Source organism: Paenibacillus sp. MAHUQ-63 (assembly GCF_028765165.1).
GTDB lineage: Bacteria > Bacillota > Bacilli > Paenibacillales > NBRC-103111 > Paenibacillus_E.
Map to the genome: position 1 here is coordinate 1,713,492 of NZ_JARADB010000001.1, position 21,009 is coordinate 1,734,500.

The 21,009-nt window shown below is 54.1% G+C and carries 17 protein-coding genes; 3 read left to right on the forward strand and 14 right to left on the reverse strand.

Features of this window, described 5'->3' with window-relative positions:
- Nucleotides 1–55: 55 nt before the first annotated feature.
- The 14 genes from PUT07_RS07475 to PUT07_RS07540 all read right to left on the reverse strand — a co-directional run bounded on the left by PUT07_RS07475 (nucleotide 56) and on the right by PUT07_RS07540 (nucleotide 18,303).
- Nucleotides 56–3,127, reverse strand: a complete 3,072-nt coding sequence (locus PUT07_RS07475) for a baseplate J/gp47 family protein (protein WP_274467202.1) — start codon at nucleotides 3,125–3,127, stop codon at nucleotides 56–58.
- A 53-nt stretch (nucleotides 3,128–3,180) separates the two neighbouring features.
- Complete coding sequence (locus PUT07_RS07480; protein ID WP_274467203.1) at nucleotides 3,181–3,582, reverse strand: GPW/gp25 family protein; 402 nt, start codon at nucleotides 3,580–3,582, stop codon at nucleotides 3,181–3,183.
- 18 nt (nucleotides 3,583–3,600) lie between these two features.
- Nucleotides 3,601–4,326 (reverse strand): phage baseplate assembly protein V, encoded by a 726-nt coding sequence (locus tag PUT07_RS07485; protein WP_274467204.1) that lies wholly within the window; start codon nucleotides 4,324–4,326, stop codon nucleotides 3,601–3,603.
- A complete protein-coding gene (locus PUT07_RS07490; RefSeq protein ID WP_274467205.1) occupies nucleotides 4,326–5,417 on the reverse strand; it encodes a phage late control D family protein in 1,092 nt (363 codons plus the stop codon). The genes PUT07_RS07485 and PUT07_RS07490 overlap by 1 nt, the downstream gene beginning before the upstream one ends.
- A 3-nt stretch (nucleotides 5,418–5,420) precedes the next feature.
- A complete protein-coding gene (locus tag PUT07_RS07495) occupies nucleotides 5,421–6,047 on the reverse strand; it encodes a CIS tube protein (protein ID WP_274467206.1) in 627 nt (208 codons plus the stop codon).
- 38 nt (nucleotides 6,048–6,085) lie between these two features.
- Nucleotides 6,086–11,071 carry a hypothetical protein gene (locus tag PUT07_RS07500; RefSeq protein ID WP_274467207.1) on the reverse strand — a complete coding sequence of 1,662 codons (4,986 nt, stop codon included), beginning with the start codon at nucleotides 11,069–11,071 and terminating at the stop codon, nucleotides 6,086–6,088.
- Between the two features lie 33 nt (nucleotides 11,072–11,104).
- Nucleotides 11,105–11,542: a phage tail protein gene (locus tag PUT07_RS07505; protein ID WP_274467208.1), complete on the reverse strand. Its 438-nt coding sequence runs from the start codon at nucleotides 11,540–11,542 to the stop codon at nucleotides 11,105–11,107.
- A gap of 7 nt (nucleotides 11,543–11,549) precedes the next feature.
- Nucleotides 11,550–11,753, reverse strand: a complete 204-nt coding sequence (locus tag PUT07_RS35415; RefSeq protein WP_079410461.1) for a DUF6760 family protein — start codon at nucleotides 11,751–11,753, stop codon at nucleotides 11,550–11,552.
- On the reverse strand, nucleotides 11,750–12,127 hold the full coding sequence (locus PUT07_RS07515) for a phage tail assembly protein (RefSeq protein ID WP_274467209.1): 378 nt from the start codon (nucleotides 12,125–12,127) through the stop codon (nucleotides 11,750–11,752). The genes PUT07_RS35415 and PUT07_RS07515 overlap by 4 nt, the downstream gene beginning before the upstream one ends.
- Nucleotides 12,128–12,212: 85 nt before the next feature.
- A complete protein-coding gene (locus PUT07_RS07520) occupies nucleotides 12,213–12,647 on the reverse strand; it encodes a phage tail protein (protein WP_274467210.1) in 435 nt (144 codons plus the stop codon).
- Nucleotides 12,648–12,693: 46 nt separating this feature from the next.
- Nucleotides 12,694–14,427 (reverse strand): phage tail sheath family protein, encoded by a 1,734-nt coding sequence (locus PUT07_RS07525; protein ID WP_274467211.1) that lies wholly within the window; start codon nucleotides 14,425–14,427, stop codon nucleotides 12,694–12,696.
- Between the two features lie 122 nt (nucleotides 14,428–14,549).
- On the reverse strand, nucleotides 14,550–15,353 hold the full coding sequence (locus tag PUT07_RS07530; RefSeq protein WP_274467212.1) for a hypothetical protein: 804 nt from the start codon (nucleotides 15,351–15,353) through the stop codon (nucleotides 14,550–14,552).
- 12 nt (nucleotides 15,354–15,365) lie between these two features.
- Nucleotides 15,366–15,944: a DUF4255 domain-containing protein gene (locus PUT07_RS07535; protein ID WP_274467213.1), complete on the reverse strand. Its 579-nt coding sequence runs from the start codon at nucleotides 15,942–15,944 to the stop codon at nucleotides 15,366–15,368.
- 163 nt (nucleotides 15,945–16,107) lie between these two features.
- Nucleotides 16,108–18,303: an ATP-binding protein gene (locus tag PUT07_RS07540; RefSeq protein ID WP_274467214.1), complete on the reverse strand. Its 2,196-nt coding sequence runs from the start codon at nucleotides 18,301–18,303 to the stop codon at nucleotides 16,108–16,110.
- A gap of 192 nt (nucleotides 18,304–18,495) precedes the next feature.
- Between PUT07_RS07540 and PUT07_RS07545 the strand changes: the two genes are divergently transcribed.
- The 3 genes from PUT07_RS07545 (at nucleotide 18,496) to PUT07_RS07555 (ending at nucleotide 20,852) form a co-directional block, all read left to right on the forward strand.
- On the forward strand, nucleotides 18,496–19,599 hold the full coding sequence (locus tag PUT07_RS07545; protein ID WP_274467215.1) for a GGDEF domain-containing protein: 1,104 nt from the start codon (nucleotides 18,496–18,498) through the stop codon (nucleotides 19,597–19,599).
- Between the two features lie 148 nt (nucleotides 19,600–19,747).
- Nucleotides 19,748–20,110: a response regulator gene (locus PUT07_RS07550; RefSeq protein ID WP_274467216.1), complete on the forward strand. Its 363-nt coding sequence runs from the start codon at nucleotides 19,748–19,750 to the stop codon at nucleotides 20,108–20,110.
- A 94-nt stretch (nucleotides 20,111–20,204) separates the two neighbouring features.
- Nucleotides 20,205–20,852 (forward strand): SOS response-associated peptidase, encoded by a 648-nt coding sequence (locus PUT07_RS07555; RefSeq protein ID WP_274467217.1) that lies wholly within the window; start codon nucleotides 20,205–20,207, stop codon nucleotides 20,850–20,852.
- Nucleotides 20,853–21,009: the final 157 nt, after the last annotated feature.

Here is a 21,009-nt window from a genome sequence, read left to right on the forward strand (position 1 = left end):
AGTCTCTTCGTCTCCATGCGTTCCGCCGCCAACACCGCCAACGCCCACGCCAACACTACAAAGCATTCACAACCACTTTGTGCTTACCGCTGACGATAATGCCGTGCGGGAGCGCCGGAAGGCGGTTCACATCCAGCTCGGTACGCTCTCCGTCCTCCAGCTTATAAACGGTCATGTACAGCTTCTCGACATGACTGATCGCTCGAATCGTCTTCAGCAGTGCATAGAAGACGGACGGATGAATCTGCTGACCGATCGCCCAGCCCTTCCCGTCGAAATTGCCGGTAAGCGGATCGAGGAAGCGCGTCAGCTTCTCCATCGCCTGAATTTCCGTCGCGACGACGGCGTCCATCCCTTCAACGGCCACGATGGCCGATACGGAAATCTCCATATAAACCGGCTCGATCACTTGAAGCCGTTCGGGGAAAGCCACGAGACTCGAAGCCCGCTCAATGATATACCTTTCGACTTGCTTCTTCAGCTCCGGGAAGGCAGAGCTTCCCTGCTGGCCTTCCTTCGGCAGCACGACGAGCGTCATGGCGCCGATTTCCTTCTGCATATAGGCGTTCCGGTTCGCGATACAACTCACTTTGGCAATGTTCGGGTACGCTTCGCGCGCCAGCCATTCGTAATCTTTGGCCGAGACCGCACGGTCGCGGTGTTTCAGCATCTCCGGCCCGCGCTGCAAGGCTGACTCCAGCTTCTCAGCCGCACAGCCGCCTGAAGCCGGCTCCGGATTGTAGACCTCGCCGACGAAAGCGATGGAATCCTGCATCTGGTTAATCTCCCGGGCGCCGACATTGCCGACTTGGCCCGATGTGACCTGATAGGTGACCTTCAGCTGCTCCAAACCGCCCTTGGGCGGGTGCATGCCATGCACCCCGTCACCCACGCGAATGCGGCCGAAGGTCCGGTCAATCCTATAATGCCGGTCCCGGCTGCCGGAATCCGCCATTTGCCGAACCGGTGTCCAGCGCACCCAGACCTGCAGCAAATTCCCCTCGGAGTCGCGGGATATATCCATAAGCGGCATGCCGCTGCGTTCGGACTCGGCGATTTCCTCTTCCGTCACGAACTCCGTCTCATCCACCCATACTTCCTCGCTTACGATCCCGGTGCGGCTGAGCTGGTACTCCGTCTCATCCAGTCCCTTCGCCTCGGGAACTTCCCCGGTAATCGTCTCCTGCTGGAGCACCTGTACGGTGTTCATATAGAGTCCGCGTACCGTCGGAATCAGGATGCGCCCTTCGCTATCATCGTATTTATCGTCCCGATTCACAGCGCGAATCCAGTATCCGTCGCTGCCGAACAAAGCTTCGCCGGCAAAATCCGAAGGTCCTACGAACTGCACCGTTCCGCTCTGCGTCATCCCGTTCGTTCCGTCGATAACTTTGAGGGCGACCCATTCGGAAGGCTGTCCAGGCATCAAGCCCGACCGCAAATACTCCCATTCCAGCATAGGCAAATCCTGCTCTGCAAACCGCTGCTGCTTCACCGAGACGTATAGGGAAATCGGTCCTTTCACAGGAGCCGTGTTGAAACACAGATGCAGAGCAGGATGTCTGCCCTCCAGCGGTTGGAACGGCTCGAACCCGCCATCCAACTGCCTGCTGTGTCTCGTCCGGTCTTCGAACACGGTGTTGTTCAGTGCCAAGCAGCGCTCTGCGGGATACAGCCGGTCGTCATACCGGTATGTCATGGAGACGTCATCCATCCACGGGGATAAATATACCGCTTGCGCAACGTAGGCATTCTCAATATGCAGAACCCGCGCCCGTATCCAGAAGTTCTCATTACCGTTCACGTAGGTGGACTCCAAATCTTGCGGACAGCGGAATTGAATCTCCTTGCGCACCTTCTCCTGCTGCGGGTAGTAAAACAACTTCTCCGCTTCCTTGCCTACTTCAAGCCGCACCCAAGTCGCTCCGTTCCAATATTCCCAGACAACTTGCAGAACGGTCACGTGGACAACAGGCGGCTTATCGAACTTGGACTTCTTCATGACCAGCTTCCAATCGATATTTTCCGTAAGGTCCGGTCCGAAACGGTTCTCAATCGCCCGAAGTCCGAAGCTGAGCTGAATATCGCCGTCCCTCTTCGTGAATACTTCCTTGCTTCCGATGTAAAAGGAGCCGTACAGTGCGAACTGATCGCCAAACGGATAAAATCCGCCCGGATCAGCAGCAATGTCGTTATAGAACATGAGATCCGGTTGAATGCCGCCGGCATCGAGCGCGTCTTCATAATCCGTTTTGAACGAAATATGGTCCATGGACAAGCGGCTGTCCGCCAGCGTCTTCCCGCCGGTCAGCAGCGGTTTCAGACGGCACTGAATCCAGTGCCCTTCGACTCCGTTGACTTCGCTCGCGACAAGTTCGCCGTCACGCGACTTCGACAAAATCACTTTGTTGCCTTTGGCCTCGACCCGGTCAAACGGCACCCATCCTTCTGCCGTGGCATACAACCACTCCGTCAGCGTGCCATCCGCCAATTGGCTGGACATCGCCAGCTCGTCGAAGCGCCTCTTGGAATTGCGGAATTCGATTTCGATACGCGCGGTGCTGAATAAGGTGAAGAGAGCGCTGTGCTCCAGAAATAGGGCATGCTCCTGCAAATTATCGCCTTGCAACCGGAATAACGTCGTCGGAGAAGCCAAGCCCTGTCTGGACGCCGCCAGGAAATCTTCGGAAACGCGAACGATCTTATCCTGTTTACGGCTTGTCACATACGCATCCGTTAGTTGAGCAGGTGTCAGCAATACGCTGCGCGCCGTTTCGTACAAAATATTGCCGTCCTCGCTGGAGGCCGCCACCTGTGTCCCTGCGGAGATAAACACCGATTCCTTCGTGCCCTCATTGAGCGCAAAAGTCAAGTACCCGGTTGCCGGACGCGCCGGGAGCAGGGTGACGTCGAACATGTTGAGGAACGCAATGAGATTTTTCGTCGGCACCCGGTTCAACCGCTTGATGTTGTCATGAAACATATCCGCGAACATCAGGAACAAAGCCGATCCCGGATCGGGATTCTCCGGCGTAAACCGCCATTCCGGCGTGTAATAAGGCGCCATTTCCTTCATTTGCGCTATGAGATCGGGGATTTCTCTCGGATCAATTTTGGGAGGCTGCATCGCTCGATTCCACCTCCTCTCTTGCACGTATCGTCATCGTTTCCGCTGCCTTTCTACTTGGAGCCTTCATATAAATAAAAAGGATATACCTGATTAAATAAATTGTTCGTTGTCCGCACGAGATAAGAGATGCGAATCATCACTTTCCCCGGGTCGTCCGCTTCCGGTATGGCTTTCACATCGACTTCGTGTACCCGGGGCTCCCAGTTGCGGATCGCTTCTTGGATATTGCTTTCGAGCAGGTGCAAGGACGTATCGTCCGTTAAGCCAAAAATAAATTCCTGCACGCCGCAGCCGAAGCCCGGACGCATGACCCTCTCGCCCTGTGTCGTGCCCAGAATCACGCGGATCGCTTCGGCGATGTCTTCTTCATACTCGGACATCCGAATTCGCCCTGTCGCAGGATCGACCTGAATAGGGAATTTCCAGCCTCGTCCCAAAAATGCTTCCGACACCCTGCCACGCTCCCAACGTTAATTAATTTTGACCATGCTGCCTTTGATATTGATCATGCCGTCCGACTTGATATCCAGCATAGCCCCCGCTTTGAGCGCCATGTTGGCTGAAGCCTCGATGTTAATCATCGTCGATTTAATTTTAATCTCTTTCGTACTCTCGATTCCGATGTCCCCTTTGGCATTCAGGGTGATCTTGGACGTTTGGCTGACGATCGAGATTTCGTTCGCCGACCCGCCTTTGATCATAATTTTGTTGTTGCCGCTTTGGTCGGCGATCGAGATGCTGTCGTCTTTATCTTTCAGCTCAATGATTTGGCCCTTCTTGGTCTTAATGGTAATGCTCTCGTCACCGCTCTTGTCATTGAACGAAAGCTCATGACCGGAGCGTGATTTGATCATCCGCAAATCGTTCTTGTCGGCCGGAGCCGGCGGCTTATTCTTCGGATTCCACAGCATGCCGATAACGAAAGGCTGCCGCAGCTCCCCCAAATGGAAGGCAACCAACACCTCATCGTTCACTTCAGGTATGAACAGGCTGCCCATATCCTTGCCGCCCATCATGGTCGCGATGCGAACCCAATCCGTCTCCGTCTCGGTTTCCTGCAGCGGCAGCTTGAGCTTCACGCGCCCCAGCTTGTCGGGATCGTTGTTGTTGCTGACCACGCCGACCATCACACCGCCGATTTTCTGCGAATCAAAATTCGTGACACCGCCTAGAGTAACATCGGGAAGTTTGAACATTATACCGCGTTCCCTCCTAACTGAAAGCGCGTTGTGTAGCCGCCGTCGTCCATCAGATGCGTAGCTCCCGTAATATAGTAAGGCTGATTGAACTTCTCACCTATGCCGTCCAGCTTCAGGTAGCGTCCCGCCCGTATTTCCGGTATGCCGATGCACTCTCCCGTCCCGCTGACCAGCTTCATGGCATGTCTGCCCAGGATCGCCGTGGCGTAAGTTTTGGCTTCTTCTACGGAAGTTACGTTGGTGTACACATGTTCCAGGAAATCGCCTTTGGCAGCGAGAATATCTTTCCCGGTCTTGGCATTCCCGCCAAGCTTCGTAATGGCCGCCGACTCGCCTTCAATCACCTTGAGTTCCTTATTGTCCCAGGCGCGTACCTTGACACCGGTAATCTGTTCAGCCAGATTCATATCGATCGACAGGCTGCGCAGCGTTTTGCCCATCTCGAGCGTCATGACCGGATTCATTTCGGTGAGCGGCTTGCGGAAATACAAATGCTTGCCGACTACGAAGAAATCGTAATTCATAAGATTGGCCATATTTTGAATGAAATGATAGTCGTTAATCTGGCTCTGCGAAATCGTCGGGTAGACCGTCGTCGTCGCATCCACATGCACTTGCGCGCCGTATGTTTTGGCAATTTCCTGGACGATATCGCTATATTTCTTTTGGTTCCACGAACGGGATTTCGTGCCCTTCATCATCAAGAACGACAGATCCATCCCTCGCACAATGATACCGGGAGCGCCATCCTCGGGGAAATCGACGACGACCGACGTGATGAAGCCTGTGAACACCGGTGTAAACTTGTCAACGTAGCCAAGGCTGATATCGATCGGTTTGCCGAGTGTGAACTCGTTCAACCACTGGAACTCGTTCTTCGTGACATCATAGGCGTTCGACACCCGAAATGCGAAGGAATCCGCCGTTCCGTCGATCGACGTTTCTACGCGAAGCGTCGAGATTGCGATATTGTCGGAAATTTTCGTTCCGTCCACGGTAATCACATAGCCCGGCGCGAAAAACTCTTTATATTTTTTGGCCAAATCATCATAAGTAGAGGAGCTGGATTCTAGGCTTAAACTTGGCATACATTAGTCCAATCTAGGGACGGATATACGGCGCCCCGTTACGACCTTGAGCGGATTGTCGATCCCGTTCGCTTTGGCGATTTCCCGCCACTGGCTTGGATCCTCATACTCATGCGCTGCAATCATCCATAGCTGCTCCCCTTGCTTCAGCATCTTCTGCTTCGTTCTGTCCGCCGAGTGGCGGGGAATCGTCTGCAGCTGCTCTTTCTTGCTGTGCCAGGAGCGGAAGGTTACCTTGAGCTTGGCGCGCACCGGCACGCCGGTATCCAGAAACATGGTGAACTGCTGGTTAACCTTCTCCACAACGCCCTTAAAGTCCAAGGAGCCCCACACAAACCGGCATATCGGCGGCGCATGCAACTCCTTCTCGACGTCGAGCAGCCCGGATATTTTCTTCGTATGCTCGCGGACGTCCGTCCCTTTTTCGTAAGTATCAAAAAATAAATCCATCGTCAGCGTTGTCGTTCCGCCACTGACGAACTGACCGATCGGCATGGACAGACCCGGCACGGTGTTCCAAGAATAGCTGTTGCTCGTATCGAGGGTATACTCACCCGGATTGAACAGAACTTGCACATTCTCTTTGCTGTTTCCCTTGTCTACGATGATCATCGCTTTCTTGAGCGCCACAGGTGTCAGTCCCTTCCTCTCATAATATCCACGTTATGCTATAGTCCACGGCGCTGCCGTTCGAACTTCATTCTTTTCTCGATTTCGCGGAACACCTTGTCCGCAATCTTGGCGACGTCCAGCTGCGGAATCTGCTTCACCAGCTCCTGCAGCTGTTCTTGGCTCAGCTCCGGAGGCGCCTGTGGTGCCGTGGCCGCCGGCGGCGGCGCTTCGTCTGCGGCCATCTTGGCGCGCAGCCAATCCATCTCCAGCGGCGCCTCCGCCAAGGCGCTGTTCGCCGGCGCCGATGGAGCCAGCTTGTGCTCCATCGGCGCCGTCTGCGAGGCCAGGTGGTCCTGCCTCGCGGGCGTGGCGATGCTGCCGATTGGAGGCAGCACCGCTTGTGTTATGCCGTCGCCGGATGCGCCGGCGGCGAGCAGCCGCTGCACCTGCTGGGGCAGCGGGGTGTGACTTGCAGCAGCCAGACTCGGGCTGCTGCCGTGGACCATGCCGGCGCTGCGCTGCGCGCCGGCTGCCGTAGCGGCGGCTCTGCCGATGGCAGCCGCCTGGGTAATGCTGCCCGTCCCGCGGGCGGGCAGCAGGTGTACCGCTGCGGCGGGCGAAGCCGCAGCCATGCTCGCAGGAGCCGCTGTGCGGGCTCCTGCGAAGCTCGCCAGCATCGGCGGCATGACACGCGGTGTCATGCTGACGGGCTGGCGAGCCGCCCGCGCGCGCTTCGTGCGCGCGTCTGCTCCTGCCGCCGCTTGTGAAGCGGCAGCGGGCTGCTCCCCGGCGCGCGTTACCTCCGGCGCGCCCGCCCCCGCGGTTCGTTCCGCCGCATCGGACGGGATGCCAATGGCCTCCCCTTGATGCCACGAACCGATTCCCGCGCGCTGCGCGCGTTCGCTCTCGCCGCCGGCGGACCGCCGCTGATGATGCTCCACTTGCGCCCCGCGCCAAGCGTCCCTGGCAGGCTGCGCCTGCGTTGGCAAACCGCTTCCTGCCCGACCTTGAAGCTTCAGCTTCGCTTCCGCTTCAGCCCGTATGGTTGTCTCCTCCAGCCGACTTCTGCCAACCATTCGATTGACAAGAGCCGCTTGATTAGCAGCACTCTGACCGCTCGGTCTAAACAACACGTTCGAGCTGCCCGCCCCGTTCGCCCTGTCAGAACGATTCGTACGGCTCAATCCGCCCATTCTGACTTGCGGATGAATACTCCCGCTCGGCGAACGATCAGCGTTGTGCCGAATCAACGGAACAGGCGTCATTTGGGCTCCTGTAGTTCCTGCCGGCACTGTAGAAGCTTGAACGGTCGTCACTGAAGCCGGTGACGGCTCATTGGTTCTCTCGGCCGAACTTGTTGTGTCAGCAGTACCTTCCGAGCCCGCTGCCTCTGCCATCTCCGTTCTTTGGTCCTGCGAGCCTGGAAGCTCCCTTTCTCTCCAAACGACCCGAACCGCAGCTGCTGTCGGCTTGCTTGCTGAAGAATCCCCTTGCAGGCTGCCCAGCATGCCGATGTTCGCAGCAACCGGAGTAAGGCTCGGTCCGATGCTCTTCAACGAACTTTCCGTTATCTTGGCTGCAATTGCCGCTGCAAGATGCCCGGAAACCAAACTGCCGTTCGAGCCGGATCCAGCTTCTTTCGCGTCAGGAAGCTGAATCTGACCGTTACTGCGGACCGGAATGGCATTCTCTCCCTCCGCCTCCGAAACCATCCTCCTGCGGAAAACCGTAGCCATCGACTGACCGGCAACATTCCTGATCGAGCTTGCCGTGCGGCCGCTCTGTGCCGCACCGTCTGAAACTCCGTTCGTTATTAAACGCTTCACCGGCTCTTCGTTACTGCTGCTTGCTGCCGAGAGGATCGAACCGATCTGGGTCATACTGTTCCCGACAACTCTTGCCGATATCTCAGAAGCTAAATCGGCAGAAGGCTGTTTACTTGGTGCCTCGCCGGCTAGTTTATCCTCCTGCCGAACAACGGCCTGCTCGTTAGCGGAGTGTGCCTGACTGCTATCTGCGGCCGAATGGAATATCCGTTCAGTCCCGTGTATTAGCACGCCGGCTCTGGCAGCACTTTGGAAGCCGCTTGCCGGTGGATTTGCGCCGGGTAGCTCCTTCATGCTGCTGCTCGATAATTTTGCAGATATCTCAGAAGATAAGCTTTGCGGGTTTATCACAGTCCCTGCCCCAGCCGGTTTGTTCCCCGTCATTTCTCGGATGTCGTCAGCTTGCGCCGCTGTTGAGGCAGCCTTGCGGAAAACGCGCCGGGTGCCGGGTGCAGCGAAGCTTACCTGCATACTCGTTTGCGAGCCCGACTGTGCACTTGCCATTATGCTTTTCGGTAAGCCCGTCGATACGTTTATTGGCAAGCTCACCGGTAAACTGCCCGGCAAGTTAACACCGGTCCCTTTGGTCCGTATCGCCGTTCCCAAAACCGGTGACTGCCCTCTGCTTACTATACGTGCTTGGTTCCTGTTTATATATGTACTTCCAATCGATGAATGATCAGAAGATTGCTGTCTTTGTTTGTGAACGAGCCGGTCTAGCAACCATTCATTGCTTTGAATTTTGGGTGCGGCTTCAGCTGCGCTCCGAGCTAGTCCGGGCTTCTTATGGACAAACACAGAGGCACGCTCTTGAGGCCGGAATGCGGGAAGCCCCTGTTCGGCCGCTTGCGCAGCGGCAAGCTGAGCGATGCTTCCGAGTAACGGCCGCTGCCCGCTGCTGTCTGTTACAGGCACAATCGGGCGAACCGTTCTTGCGGAAGCTTCCTTACCATCCCGACTGACTTCACTTCGCCCATTCGTTCGCCGTTCTCCCCGTTGATCTGCTGCGCTTGATTCTCTATGCGTCAGATTCGCCGGCTGCCGGTGTACCTCGGCAAGCACTCCATTCTGTACCCTGTGCTGGCGTTGAATGTGCCCCTCAGTTTCCCCTTCTTCACGGGCTGACTGCATAAGTCGGTTCGCTGATTCCATACGAAGCCGAACTCGCTCGTGATCCTGTTCCCGTGTGTTGTCCTGTTCTTGCGCTCTTGCCTGTTCGATTCCAGGCAATGATTTGCTCTCGGCCTCTTGTTGATGCGCAGTATGCTGTTCCTGCCTAATACGGCGCTCTTGCGCCCTTCGGTTCTCTCGCTCCCCGGTTAACGCCTGCGGCCCATTCTCTGCACCCTTCTCCGCGCCTTCATGCAGCTGTTCTTGCAACTGCTGCATCTGCTGTGCAAGCTCCGTGACATTCAGCTCGTGCATCTCTTCCTGTACGCGGGCATTCTCCAGTTCTTGCATACTAACATCTGCTTGGGTTCTTATCTGTTCATGCGTTCTTATCTGTTCTTGCGCTATTATCTGTTCTTTCGTTCTTATCTCTGCCTGCGTTCTTGCCAGTTCCCGCTCCTGCGCTCTAGCCAATTCAAGCCCTTGTACGCTTGCCAGTTCCTCCGCTTGGGCTATGGCCAAATCCTGCGCCTGCGATGCTGCCTTTTCCTGTATCAGCGTTTGGGTTTGAGCACGCTCTTGTTCAAGCGCCAGCTCTTCGATCCTTGCTTGCGCTTGCGCATACACCTGCTCCAGTTCTTGTCTCTGCCCGGGTACTTGGTCGGCAGCACTTGTACTCTGACCGTTCTGCGGCTTCCTCCACACGCGCTGTGACCCCGGGGCGCTTTCCCATGCCGTTGCTGCCTTGCCGCTAGATCTTTGTGCCTGTGCATGCATGGCAAAGGGCAAGCTCGACGTCAAGCGGGCCGTGTTAATGGCGAGCGGGAGCCGGTTTCCTGTCAGAAAACCTCTGGCAGCCGATCTCTCCGGCTTCCATTCTAAGTCTGCTTCGCTTGCGATTTGAGGCGATTGCGGAACTTCCATAGCGGAGCTATCCTGTCCAGCATTCCTGACAAGCAGGCTTTGGATAAACTGAATGGACGCCGGCGCTGCCTCAGCGCTAAACGGACCTTCACCCAACTTGCGAAGCGACCTAACTGCCGCAGCTGAAGCTGCAGCTGCTTGGTCATCCCCTGCATCATGCCCCTCAAAAACATACGGCTGCCGAACCCGACTTATGAACGGCGGCTGCACCGTTTCATTCCAATACTGCTTGGCCGCTTGCAAAACTGTCGGTTCCGCTGAACTTGTTGTTCCTGCGTGTACCGTATAGCCGTTGCCAGGAAGATTTGCCGACGCCGGTTTCCCCTCCTGGAAGTGCTGCAGCCATTGTGAGCTTCTATGAATGGCCTCCACATGATTGGCTACTTGGGTATGACTAATTTTCGATGACTTTGTATGCAATAAATGAACATGTTGTTGATGAATGTTCACATGATGACTTGTATGATGATGTCCGTTTCCCGTTACCGGCCCTCTCTCTTCTTGACTTCGCCGACTGCTCCCTAACATCCGGGCGGATGCGGCGATATGACCGATTGAACGGCTGATTAACGGTAAGCTTCCTTTATTAACGTGGTTAAGTACTGCTGGTTGTGTCCTTTGCTCGCTGTGCGAGATAGGCTTCTCGGATTGCTGATCGCCCGCCTTGACGGATACCTCCGTCTCAAGCTGAAGCTCTTTCTTGCTTTTGCGCCCTCTCTTTTTCGGCTTCTCCGCCGGCGCTTGCGCCTGTGTAGGAGATGAGGGCGAAGGATTGGATGTATCTTTTCCGGTACGGGCTTCCGTCGTGTTGTATCCGGAATTCACCATTAGCTGCTGAATCTGATGGATCGTTTGTTTCTTCGTAATCAGCGGTGCCGACTCAGGATGCTGCAAATTGCGCAGCTGCAATTGCAATTGGATGTTCCAGGCCTGATCGCTAGCGTTCGTTAATGCCGCTAACTGTTTAGGACCTTTCAAACCGTTTTGTTTGAATATAAGGGCTAGCAGTCCTAAATAATTGTTCCGCCCAAAGCCGTATTTGCCGGCGATTCCCGCTGCAAACAGGCTCGACTCTCTGGCTGTGCGACCTGCCGAGGAGCCGTTCTTCACCGAAGTCTGCAAAACAGCCTTCTTAACTTTCTTGCGTCTCCCCCGGGGATTATGCGATTGTCGAGATTTCATAAACAATCCCCCTTAGAGTTCCATAAGCTTACACTATTTCTTGAAAATCGTCTTCAAGCCTTCATGAACCAGCTCGAGCGATTCAATGGCCACATTTCCGCTGGTTGCGTTCAAATCAGGCCCGTTCCATTTGACCGGAAAAGCACTGAAGAAATTCCAACGGCACATCTCCGTTCCCGCCTGATTGTGCAGAATGATGGAGCCGTTCTTGCGTTTGATCGTACCCTGGGTAACGCTGTCATACCAGTCCCACAGCTCGCTGGATGTGGTGATGCCCCGTTTCAGGACAATATTCGGGTACTTCGTACGTTCGATCATATAGTGCGGGTGCGTATTCACGCCGCCTTCCCATAACGGCTTAACTTCCGTTTCCGATTTCATACCGGTTACCTCGGAGAACCCTCCGACGATGAGCCCGTCAAGCTCGACGACGAACCGGAAAGCGCCGCCTACCGTATGCGATTTGGTCACCTGTTACTCACCTCTTACCGAACACATCGAACGGATTGTCTGGCTGCTTCTTGCCATCGTCGTTCAGATTGCGGTTGATGCGGGATATTTCCTCACACCACGTTCGGCGTTCCCGGTGCTCCATTGACATGATTTCATCATGCGTCCAATGAAAATAGTAAGCGATAAAACCCGCTTCCTCATAGATCTTGTCAATGGGATATCCCGTTATGCCCCCGCCATCTCGTCCAAAAAAGACACATCCACATCGAACTCATGCTCACATTTCGGACAGCTCGTGTGCACTCTCGGCACTTCCATTTCATTAATTTGGCGATAAAAGTTTTGCAGGAAAGCAAGGTCGGCCGTGAAGAACTTCTCCACTACCCGTGTGTCGATAGCCCGCAAATCGCCGAGGCTCGTGATGACACGCGTTAGCAGGATGATCGTTAAGTAACCCGGGTTTTGTTGAACGCGCTGATCGCGCATCGGCAAGATTTCATCCGCCGCCGTCGCCAACCGCATAACCCCTCTTTTGTGCAGGTTGCCGTTCTCATCCACATAACCTCTAGGCAGCTCGAATTCATATTCGGTTTTGAAAGCCATGATGTTTTCCCCCTTAGCGTTGAGCTGAAAAAAAGAAGAGCCAGGGGCCGGAGACTGCGGCTCCGGCGCCTACTCTAACATTGCATTACTTCGTGCGAGTCATGCCTTCGTGGGCGAGCTCCAAGCTTTCGATCGCCACTTCGTTGCCCGTTCCTTTGAAGCTTGGCGCCGAATACTTCGTCGGCCATGCTTCAATGACTTGCCACGTCGCTACGTCGCCGCCTTCTTCATTAATCGCAATAATTGTAACGGTTTTGCGGGAAACCTTCCCTTGGATGGACTCCGACATCCAATTGTACATATCCATGGAGTCCGTTACACCCCACTTCAGTGAGATGTTACCGTATTTCGCAAGTCCCGGAAGCTTCCGGGGAGTAATGGTTTCATTTCCTTCACGGTACTCGATTACCGCCAAAGATGCGTCAAATCCGGAGATTTCGCTGAATCCAGCTTGCTGAATACCTTCTACTTCAATTCTAAATCGAAAATTGCGGTATGGATCCCTACGTTCGCCAGCCATGTTATACCCCTTTCCTAATCTGAGAAATATCTAACGATTCGACCAATTATTCTTCTCTTGTTTTCTGAGTAATGCGGAAGATCACGAACTCGGCAGGTTTCACCGGCGCTACCCCGATCACACAGATGAGTCGGCCATTATCAATGTCGTCCTGCGTCATCGTGCTGCGCCCGATGTTAATATAGAACGCTTCGGAAGGACTTCCGCCCATCAAGGCGCCGTCTCTCCAAACGCGTGTCAGGAACGCATCGATGGTACGCTGTACGCGAGCCCAGAGCTGCTCGTCATTCGGTTCGAAAACGACCCAGTTCGTACCGTTCTTGATCGACTCTTCAATAAAGATGAACAAACGTCTAACGTTCACATATTTCCACAAGCCGTTGGAGGACGTTGTGCGTGCGCCCCAAACGCGGATACCTTGTCCGGCGAACGCACGAATCAAGTTCACGCCCTGCGGGTTCAAAATATCCTGCTCGCCTTTGTTATATTGGCAGTCAAGACCGACGGCACCGCGCACGACTTCATTCGCAGGCGCTTTCTGAACGCCGCGCGTTTGGTCGGAACGGGAGTAAATACCGATGACGGAGCCTGATGGCGGTATGTAAATGTTTCTCTTGTCTAATGGATCGAACACTTGAAGCCAAGGATTGTACATCGCTGCGTAGGAGCTATCGAAAATGTTGCGGTGCGTCATAACATCGGCAACTTTCGTTTTCTCACGCGGGATGTCCAGCACTGCGAAACGGCTGCCCAAGTTCTCACAATGTGCAACGAGGGAAAGCTGAACCGTAGGCTCAGTCACACCAGGGATCGCCATGATGCTGACAACGTCGTTGTCGATGAAGGACTGGATGCCTGTACGTTTGCCAGGTCCGCGGTCCACACCCATGAAGATGTCAGGCGTTACTTGAGCAATGGAACCGTTGCTTCCGCCGGACAGAGCGATTTGGAATTTGCCTGCAGACTCGTCCTCGCCGGAAAGCACCTCGAAAGGAGCTACAGCGCCGAGATCTTTGCCTTCGGTCAAATCCTTCACCGTGATGATGTTCGAGCGGGAAACGATTTTCTCCACATGGTTCGCTGCAGAGATGTTCAAGGAAACTTTCTCGTACGTCTCAGCCTCGTCGCCATAGAAGACATGAAGCGTGAATTCGCAAGTCGTCAATACTTTGGATGGGAGCAGGCCTGCGTCAACGACGTCGCCTTCCAATTCCGCAGAAAGCTCGATGATGTTATCCTGAGAAGCGATAACTTTATTGTATTGCTTTTGGCCTGCAGCTTCGAAAGCCACCACATCGCCTACGTTGAAACCAGCGTTATTCTTGACACGGTATTGCGTTTCGCTGAGCACTTCATAGATTTGTGTTTTGGCTTTGCTGGAAGGTACGACCACGATGCGAACTTGGTTGCCCCATGTTCCAGGGTTTTTGGAGGCAATGCTCAGAATCGCGGATTCTTTGTTGCTTTCCGCTTTGTTCGTCGCCACTTTGGCATCGGTTGGCGCTACACGCATGACGTAGCAGCGTGCACCTCCGTTTAAGAAGAAATGCTCAACGGCATAAGAAAGGAAGCGATACTCGCCGAATTCGTTCTCGGACAAATAGCTGCCGAATAAACGATGGAAATCAGCTACGCTGGTAACTAATTGAGGGACACCTTCAATTTCCCCTCTTTGCGCAAGCCCTATAAACCCGGCCGTACTTGTGCTTGCACCTTCAAGCGGTTGTGCACCGCTGTCAAACTCTTCCACATAGACTCCAGGTGATAAATAGTCAGCCATTGTTCCCCAGTTCCGTCAGATGGCGTTATAACTTTGCCAGTCCATCGACTTGAAACCAGTTCTCTCCTTTCTGCTTGTCATTTTTGTATAGAAGATGGACGTGTCCATTCTACTAATTAGGTTCAGTTCAGACGGATGATGCCAAGATTCATTGTCGTTCCTTCAGCTACCTGAACGTCCTTCACGACATGCCTCCCATTAGGGCCATATGTAATGAGCAATTCAGACTGAAAGGCGGCAATCCGGTTTCCGCGAAAAGCAATGACAGCCTCTCCGCGTTCGGTCGAACGGGTTTCCTGAACGGGCAGCAAGAGCGTGCCTCTCGCAAACGTTGCAGACAATTTCCGGTCTAAACGAAACCGCTTCTGATGCTCGATTACTTCCGCAATCCGGATGAGCTCCTCCGTGGCTTGGACGCTTCGTCCCCGAAGTAAATATGTATCGCCTGCTGCAATAACGCCAGTAAACGAACCCAGCGTTATAACCTCCGCTCCCTTATCCAGCTGCTCCGCCATGACGCGAGCGCAGGCACATTCCTCCGAGACAACCGTAGCCTGCAAACCGGCGTGGCGTACCGGAGCTCCGGCCGCATCCTGCAGCATGAATCGAATAAGTCCTGTGCCGGAGGAAAACGGGTAGGATGGAAGCGGTTTTAATTGAACAACCACTATGAAATTGTCGGTTCCTACAGCGATGAGAGTTTGTTCTTCAAAATAGTGCTCGTTGCTCACCTTGAGACGGTATTCACCGGGCGGTAAATCATTAAATATATAGGAACCATTCGATTTATTAATGGCTTTCGAACGGGTGCCTTCCAAGTAAACGGTGGTCGTATTGCCGAGAGGAGCTCTAGAGGTAATGGCGTCAACTACGCACACAACCAAGGATACACGGGTTCTCAATTGTGATATTCGAATAGGATCCACAACTTAAGCCCCCTAACCCTGTATACGAAAATCGGTTTCCGAAACTCTTTTGGTTGTCTTGATGCGCGTTGAATCGATATTGACTGGCCCTACGGTATAGCTGACAGAGAGTCTGTACGGGGTATCCGCGAAATTCCACATATTCAGAATGCTATCGCCATTCATCGGCTCCATCACGATGCGGACCTCTTCGTCGTTCTCCGCAAGCGTTCCTACGGTCATAGAGCCCCGAAGGATCGAATGATCGTAAAGCACCTGCATGGCCCGCCCCAGAATCCGGTGCTCGTCCAGCGCTCTGGATTGAAGCTCGGCGGGGGATTGTACGGTCAACAAATAGCTCAGGTCCACCACCATCGGCGGAAATTGAATCGCATTGGTCCCTCGGGCAATCATGTGGGTTTGGCGGTTATTACCGCTCTCGCGAATGTTGTATAAATAGAGAGATAAGTAGAAATCCCCTTTATCGACAGGCGAAGCGAGCCCGATCATCTCCGGTTGGGGAATGGGATCCGGTGTCATATTTTCTCTAAGCAGCTTCAATAAAGATGCGCTTACATCAGCAATTACGGAATAATCGCCAATAGGAATCACTTCCTGCCTCAAAATACCTATGTAATGTGTAGAAACGGTAGATAATATGTCACATTGTGTACCTTTTTCTATTATAATTGCAAAACGCAACGGTGACTATAGGATTTCATTTATTTAATGCAAATTTTAACTTTCAATCTAGCAGTCTAGTAATCTAGTTAATCTAGTAATCTTCCCACTCCTGCCGGGCGAGAATTTTGCCGGACTTCTGCAGCTCATGGCGGATCGACTTGATGATATGATTCATTCGGATCGGCTCGCTCGCTTCCGCAGCCAGGAACGCTGAGGACAGCACGACGTTTTTGATATTACCTCCGGCAATCTCGTAGCGCTGCGCCAAATATTTGAAGTCGACGTCATCGCTGAGCGGAGCGGAAGGAGGGAACATCGACTGCCAAATCTTCTCCCGGTACTCGCTGTCCGGAAACGGAAATTTAATGACATAATTGATCCTTCTCAGGAAGGCTTCGTCAATATTGTTCAACAGATTCGTAGCCAGCACGGTGATGCCTTGATACTCCTCCATCTTCTGCAGCAGGTAGGCCGTCTCGATGTTCGCATATTTATCATGCGAATCCTTCACTTCCGAACGCTTGCCGAAGAGCGCGTCCGTCTCGTCGAAGAACAGCACGGCGTTGCTGAGCTGCGCCTCTTCGAAAATCTCATGCAGGTTCTTCTCCGTCTCCCCGATATATTTGGAAATGACCTGCGAGAGATCGACCTTATACAGCTCGAGCTGGAGGTCGCCGGCCACCACCTGCGCCGACATCGTTTTCCCGGTGCCCGGCGGACCGGCGAACAGCATGCTGAGCCCCTTGCCGTAGGCCAGCTTCTTCTCGAAGCCCCAGTCACTATATACGACACCACGGTATTTCACTTGATTGCACGCATTGCGGAGCTGATCCTTCTGCTCGGAAGGGAGTATGATATCCCCCCACTGATAGCGGGGCTCAATGCGCGTCGCCTTGCGCTCCAGCTTGTGCTGCACCTGCTGGTAGCACGCCCTGTAGAGCGCGTCGGTCCGCAAGCTGGCCTGAGCAGCCGCATCGCCGGCCCCCTGCCAGGCGGAATATCCGCGCGCCAGCGTCAGCGCGCGGTGTATCTGCCCCGGGGTGAAGCGGAACTTCCCGCTCATCACCCGGAAGTTCACCCCCGCGCTGACGCCCAGCTCGCGCGCGAATGCCGTCCATAGGCGCTCACGCTCGCCTTCGTCCGGCACTTTCAACTCATGCTCAAGAAGCAGCCGCTCCTTGGGCTTCCAGCTCAGCCGGTGATGCTTGCCGGCTAACAGGAACACCATGCCGCCGTAGCCGTCCAGCAGCTCATGGAACTTCCCGAGCCGCTGCTGTGCCGCGAAGTCCGGCTCCTCGGGGTAGAGCGCCTCCAGGCGTGTGAAACACAGCACCGCCTGGTGCAGAATCGCCTCGCGGACGATGGCGCTCACCTGCTCCTCGAAGCTGGCGGCGTGCAGCAGCACTTCCGCCAGATTAGCCAGCAGCAGCGGCTTCTTATAGTGGCTGCTGAAATGCTTGACGTGCAGCTTCTTGCCTGCGCCCGCGTTCCCCCACAGGTGGAACGCGAGCCTTTGGCGCTCAGCTGCGGGCACCCCGAGCGACTCGCGGACGAAGCCCCGCAGCCGCTCCTGGAAATCCGCCTGCACAAGCAGGGGCGGCAGCTCGTCGTCCGGATACGCCATCTCAACCGCCGGCTTCAGCTTCGGATCGAGCTCTCCCGAATCGAGCAGGAACAGGGCGATTCGTTGATCCAGCAGCAGCGGCCTGGACAGCAGCGACAGTCCTCTGTCCCGCTCCTCCCGCTGCAGCAAATACCGCGCGAGCCGTCCCTCCGGCGCAATAAACGTCGTTCGTGCAGCCCGCATCTCCTCCGGACTGCTGCACGCGATTTGCAGCGCTAACGAGATATTCGGCGTTTTGCTGGTCAGATCGTCCTGCAGAAAGCCGAAGATTCGCTCGTATTTGCGATCCAGCTCGACGGCAAGCCCCAGCATAACGATTCGCCGCTCGATCTCGGATAAGCCGAATACCGACGCCACATAAAGAAGCGGCAGGAATACGCCTTGATGCCGGCTCTCCTCCAGCCTCAGGCCGATGAAGCGCTCCAGCCTGGCGATCTCCGCCAAGAGATCCGCCTCTTCTCCGAACAGCTCCTCGTCCGCGCCGTGGTCGCCGATCAGCCGGATAAACTCGTCTTCGGACACGAACATTCCGCGAAACGAGTCCGTTTGCGGATCCGGCGTAAACTTCTGCCTGCGTCTATAGAGAAGCTCCAGCTTTTTATCCAACAAGACGAGCTCGTCCTTATAATGCTCCCATGCATGTATATAACTTTGAGCAGCCATAATCCTCCTGATGATGCGATCTTTAATTTTCCCCGCTTGCCTAAACAGGTGGTTATTCTTTACAATGTTCTCACAGGCAAGGATCAACGGCTTCGTTGTCCTTTCAGGCGCGCGCTTGTGTCCATGCATGCTTATGAGCGCACAACACATTTACTATTTTAGCTGGCACGAAAGGAAAGTGGCCTCCTTCTGATGGAACAACTTCCGGCGAACGATCATGGATGGAATCGAAAACTTATCCATCTGTTATGGTGGATCCTGCTCGTCTACGAAATTGCGGCGATGATTGGTTTTCTCTTCGATATCTATCATAAGCCAGCGCAATGGTTCGACGGCTTCCTTCAATTTCAGGTTATCCCGACCTGCTTGCAGCTTGCCCTGATGGGCGCCGGCTACGCAGCGTTTTACCTGCTGCCAAGATACAGTGATTTTATCATGATCCTATGGACCATGACCATGGTTTGTATCTATATTATGTGTATTCCGGAGCTGGCGAGCTCCTTCGAACTTCTGAGCATTCCGATTATTTTATCCTCTGCTTATTTCCAGCGGAAATATATTATTTTTGCTTACAGTCTGGGACTTGTCAGCTTAACAAGCTTGCTGCTCAGCCAGTTGTTCAAAGGCTATCTCATCACATCATCCGAAGTGATTGTGTCGGTCACGGTCCTGACAGCAACATCCCTTGTCTGCTTCGGCATCATGCGCAAAGGTCTCTCCCTGGTCTCCCAACTGAGTGACTCCGTCAGGCGCGAGCAGGATTTGCTCATTCGCAATGTGATGATCGACCGTCTATCCAAAGTGGACGCGCTGACCGATTTATTCAACCATCGTTCATTCCAGGAGCATACGGACCATCTTATCTCCCATATGCCCTACGATACACCGCTCGAGCTCGCTTTGATGGATATCGACAATTTCAAAAAAATCAATGACACCTACGGCCATTGGGTCGGAGATGTCGTACTCAAAACGATAGGCAGCCTGCTCAAAGAAATGCTGGGCCCGGACGATATGTCGTTCCGTTATGGCGGCGAAGAGTTCGCCGTGCTGTTCGTTGGAAAGCCCCACGAGGAAGTGCTGGCGATCTGCGAGAAATTCATGCAAGTCGTTCGTGATACGCAAATTCCGGAGATGCCGGAGCAGCCTCTTACAATGAGCATCGGACTCGCGCCGTACAACCGCAATACGATGAAAAAAGCATGGTTCCAGCAGGTAGACGAGTGCTTATATATCGCCAAAAGAAACGGTAAAAACTGCATTCATTCCTATTTATCCGAACAATACCAGCTGTAGCCGGAAGCGTGAGCTTTCGGTTTTTTTGATTATGCGCACCACAGCATGCCGTGTAATTAATTACCAGAAATTCGACTCTCATGAAACCGGCATATTCCTCCGATATAGAGACATAACCCTATGCAGGAACTGGAGGATCTGACACCCCATGAAACCTAAAATTCTCGTCGTAGATCCGGTCAAGAGCCTGCGAAGCATTCTATGCCAACTCGTTCAAACCATGGGTTACGACGTCGTTGAAGCAAGCAGCGGAACCGAAGCGATTCTTTCATACCAAATGAATTCTCCGATCTTGACCACGATGGATCTCAATATGCCGGACATGAACGGAATAGATGTTATACGTAAGATTAAAGAGTTCGACCCCTCGGCGAACATCATGATGTGCTCGGCTTTCGAGCAAAGGTCGTTGATTATCGAAGCGATACAGGCGGGGGCGAAGGAGTTCGTCTCCAAACCTTTTCAGGAGCGCAATATGAAGGAAACGATGATGAAACTGCTGGTCGTATAGCTGATCGGGCACGGCTGGAAAAAAGTTGTAATCCTCATACATGATTTTGGCGGAACAGGCAAATAATAGTCAAAATCAAATGAGGTGAAACCATATGTGCCATTCGATATCCATTCTTGCCGATGTCAATGAAATTATGAACCAGTTCCAAGTCGACAGGCTGTTGTCCTATACAGCCAACCGCTACGAAGTCAAACCGACGGAATCCGTCTCGGCGGTTGTGATGAACAAGAAGGGAGAACGTCTCCTTGACGAATTCCGCTGGGGCTTGATGCCCTTCTGGGCGAAGGACGCCGTCTGCGGCGAGCGTGATTCGATCTTCACCAACACAGCCTTCGAGCGTATCATTCGGAAGCAGCGGTGCATTCTGCCCTGCAGCGGCTTCTATATCAAGGTGACCGAGGGCAAGGAAACCCAATGGATCAAGTTTAAAATGCGCAGCGGCACTTTCGGGATCGCCGGCTTGTACGATGTCTGGCATGCGCCGAACGGCGAGGACGAGCTTCGTACCTGCATGATGCTGATGACGGAAGCCAATGACTTGGTCTCACCGCATTTTGGCAAAATGCCCGCCATCCTCGACCAGCAGCAGGCCGAGAAATGGCTGCAGTCGGACGTGGAGGACAGCCGCTTGCTTCGCTCCTTGCTGCGTCCTGCGGACGAACTGCTGATGGTGGCGAATGTGCTCGCTTCCCCTGCGGAGAAGCTGGACGCGGGCAAGGACGTTCACGCTTTGGCTTAAAAAAAGAAGATGTCCCGACCGCTTAGCGGGTGGGACATCTTCTTTTTGTTGGTGTTGGCCGGCCGGCGGCCTTGCGATGGCGCTTCGCCGTGGTCCCGCGAATCTAACGGACACCACGGACGCTATTGCCCTGGATTGCGCCGTGCTCCGACTCTAA